The following is a 3,726-nucleotide window of genomic DNA, read 5'->3' on the forward strand; positions in this document are numbered from 1 at the left end:
TTGCCCTTGGGGAAGGTTAGGATGGGTTGCCCTTGGGGAAGGTCAGGATTGGTTATCCTCAGAGGAAGGGACGGTTTTGGAGCGGAGGTGGAGGAGGCGGTGGTGGATGGCATGGCGAGCCTTGGCGATATTGAAGCGGTAGACTTCGTGGGCAAGGACGAAATATACGATTGTCTGGATCCAGAGGGCACGGTATTCGGTGGAGACGTCGGTGAGGGTGGCTCCCATGGAATTCATCCTCACGAAGCCACGGATGCCGAAGGTGGATGGGAAGAGCCACGACACCCCCTGCCAGAAAGCCGGGATGTTGCTCTGCGGCCACGATACTCCCGACATGAAAAGGAGCATGACGGAAGAAAAGACCACAAGGAGCATCACGTTCTCACGATAGCGCATCATTACCGAGAGCGTCATGCTGAAGAATATGCACGAGAGCAGATATGGCAAGGAGAAGAGAGCCAGCTGGCTCAGCGTGACAAGACTGATGAAATTGAAGAAATACGGTACGGCACACAAGAGGTATGCCGCCATCACAACGTATATCATCAGGTATGCCATCGCCTTGCCCCACACGATGCGCATCACGCCACGGTAGCGACGGTGGATAGGCACGAGAAATCCGTAGTTGTTCTTCTCCCTCGCCGTTCCTGCCGCCATTCCCACACCCAGGAGCAGCGTCTGCTGGATGATGAGCATGAGCACTCCGGGGATGATGAAGTTGCCATATCCCGCCGTGTTGTTGAATATCGGCACCTCCTGGAAGTCGAGCGGCCGGGTGGTGATCTCGTTCTCGCGCTCGGTGTAGTTGCCCGAGAGCTTCACCTGAATCCTGGAGTTCAGTTCGCCCTGAATAGCCACGCAGGTCTGGAAAATCGCCTTGTAGGCAAGCATGATGCTCATGTCGCAGTATACCCCCACGTGGGTCTGCTCCATGCGGTTGAGCTTGGTCTGGAAATCCTCAGGAAAGTATACCACTCCGTAGGCATCGCCACGGCCAATGCGCTGGCGCGCCTCGTCGAGACTGTTGCAGCGCAGAGCCACGCGAGTGTCGGGCGAGGCGTCTATCATACGGGTGAATTCGCGGCTGGTGTGGCTATGCGAAAGGTCGACTATCGCCACGGGCACCTCGCGCGCCACTTCATTGTTGTATATCCACGAATACAGGAGCGGATATGCCAACGGCACCACGACGAGGAAGATGAGCACGCCCTGGTCGCGGAACACATTCTTGAGTTCCTGCAGGCAGATATAGCAAGTGTCGCGCAGTATGTTGAAAAACTTGTTCATTGTTGTCATTCATTTGGCGTTATCGGAAATCATACATCCACAGAATCCGGGAGGCACTATTCCATATACTTATATTCCCTCATCGCCTTGCGTATGTTGCCAGCCACCAGCATCGGCAGCAGCGAGAAGGCAATCATCGCCACGAGGTTGACCCATGCGTAAGAGAGGGGGAAATCATTGAATACGCTCGTCTGATAGATGCGGAAATAATGCCGCAGCGGGAACATCTGTGCTATGCCTTCGATGGCAGGATCCATGGCGAAGACGGGGAACGCCGTGCCGACGAGCGAGAAGCTGAGCACCGCCCACAAGGAACAGGTGCTCATCGACATTCGGAGCGACGGCATGAGTCCGAACATGAATGCCCCGAATCCCTGGGATGCCGTGACGGCGAGGAGTCCGAGCAGGAGGATGTGGAATGTTCCTCCGCTGTGTGGGAATCCGAGGATGCCGTAGACATACAGAGAATAGAGATAGAAGACGCTGAGGAATATCAGCGTCTGCGGCAGCAGCTTGCCGAGCAGCAGCGTCCATTTGTCGTCCCCTGCCACAAGGAGGAGCTTCCGGCTGCCACAAGGAGGAGCTTCCGGGCACGGTTGAACTTCAGTTCCGTGCCGAGCGAATAAGGCGTGAGCAGGAAGATGAAGAGCATGAGGCATCCCGGCACGAGCATCGTGGTGAGATAGAAGTTATAGTTGGTCCACGGGTTCTTCACGGCGTGTAGGTCAACGGCGATGGGCTGCAAGAACGCCATTATCTGCTTCTGTGTGTATCCCCTTGCCTGCATCGTGGCAGAGCCGACACCAGCCGAACCGAGCGTCGCTATGGTCTTGAGGTCTTTGTAGAGCAGTGCGCCTGCCGTGAGTGAGGTGTATGAATAATAGAAGGAAATCTTGGGCTGACGTGAGGCGAGCAGCTTGTCGGTGGTTCCCTTGGGGAAATACATGAATCCGTAGATTTCGTTGCGCTGCATCGCCAGTCGCGCCTCATCCACACTGTTGTAGTATGCCACCACATCGGTGTTCTGGAAGGCGTCGAGCTTACGGGTGAGCTGGCGTGTGGTGACGGTGTTGTCGAGGTCTACTATTCCCACCGGCATCTTGTTGGGCTGTCCCTGGTCCATGAGCGAAGTGAAGAACACCATGACGAACATGGGCAGCAGGAACATGCATATCAGATACACCGGCGTGGTGAATATGATATGCAGCTCGCGCAGGAAAACGGCAATGAACCCCGTGCGTCCGGCAGGGGTCTGCATGCCCTCGCCCTGTTCTGCGGTCAGCGGATCAGTATGCTTTGTCTGAGTCATTTTATATCGGGTTGTGGTTTCTCCCCCACCGCTGCCGAAGAGACATGGAGAGGGAGATGTGTGGGGTGGGCAATTACTTTATCACGAGCGTCATTCCCGGACGCAGACCATCGGTCTTGCCCACTGGGCGCGCCTTCACCTCGAAGGTCTTGAGGTCGTATTGTCCGTTAGACTTCGTGGCCTTCCACACGGCGTAGCTGCCCTGGTCTTTGAGGTAGTACACCTTCATCTTGATGTCTTTCTTGAAGGCTGGCGAATAGGCGGTGAATTCAGAACCCACCTTCATGCCCGAGAGCTGGTCTTCGCGCACGTTGAAGGTTCCCCACATGTCGCTCATCACCGATATGCTCATGATAGGCGAACCGGTTCCGACGAGTTCTCCCACGTTGGGATAGATGTCGCTGACCTCACCCTCCACCTGTGCTATCTGCACCGTTTCGTGGATGTATGAGTCCACCTCCTGCACTGCACCACGGGCACGGCTCACCTGTGCGGCGGCGGCAGCGCGCTCCTCTTTGCGTGCGCCCTCCTTGGCCATGTCATACTGGCTCTTGGCAGCCTTCTCCTGTGCCTCGTAAGCCTTGTAGGCGGCGAAAGCCTCATCGCGCTTCTGTGCGCTCATCACTCCCTCGCCGAAGAGGCGCTGCACACGGTCGTAGGTCTTCTTGGCGATGTCGAGACCCGCCTTTGCCTGCTGCCAGAGTTCGTAGGCACCCTGTATCTGCTGCTGGCGCGCACCGTTGTCTGCCATGTCTTTCATTGCCGATGCCGCGTCTTCGGCTCCGAGAGCCTGTGCCTTCTTAGCCTCCACTTCGGGAGCGTCGAGGATGGCGAGGGTGTCGCCCACATGTACGTAGTCGCCCTCTTTCACTCTGAGTTCGAGAATTCTGCCGGGCACCTTGCTCGATACCCTGTATTCTGCCACTTCCACTTCACCCTGAATGATGTCGGGCTGGCTGCCGAGGGTGAAATAGCCTATCAGTCCTGCCAATACAACAACCGCGGTGAATCCGGCGATTGCCAATGCTATACTTTTCTTTTGTGCTTTATTTTCCATTGTTGTTATTTATGTTGCAAAAATTCAGCTCACTATCGGTTTTCCTTAAACCCAAAACGGTCATTAGGCCGTT

2 protein-coding genes and 1 pseudogene are annotated in these 3,726 nt (G+C 55.9%); all 3 read right to left on the reverse strand.

Features of this window, described 5'->3' with window-relative positions:
* Nucleotides 1-42 precede the first annotated feature (42 nt).
* On the reverse strand, nucleotides 43-1,287 hold the full coding sequence (locus QVO99_RS04480; RefSeq protein ID WP_287073263.1) for an ABC transporter permease: 1,245 nt from the start codon (nucleotides 1,285-1,287) through the stop codon (nucleotides 43-45).
* 56 nt (nucleotides 1,288-1,343) lie between these two features.
* Nucleotides 1,344-2,545, reverse strand: a pseudogene (locus tag QVO99_RS04485) (ABC transporter permease).
* 124 nt (nucleotides 2,546-2,669) lie between these two features.
* Nucleotides 2,670-3,653 (reverse strand): HlyD family secretion protein, encoded by a 984-nt coding sequence (locus QVO99_RS04490; RefSeq protein ID WP_022316406.1) that lies wholly within the window; start codon nucleotides 3,651-3,653, stop codon nucleotides 2,670-2,672.
* Nucleotides 3,654-3,726 lie beyond the last annotated feature (73 nt).

It is taken from the genome of Prevotella sp. CAG:592, assembly GCF_000436015.1.
GTDB classification, from domain to species: domain Bacteria; phylum Bacteroidota; class Bacteroidia; order Bacteroidales; family Bacteroidaceae; genus Prevotella; species Prevotella pectinovora.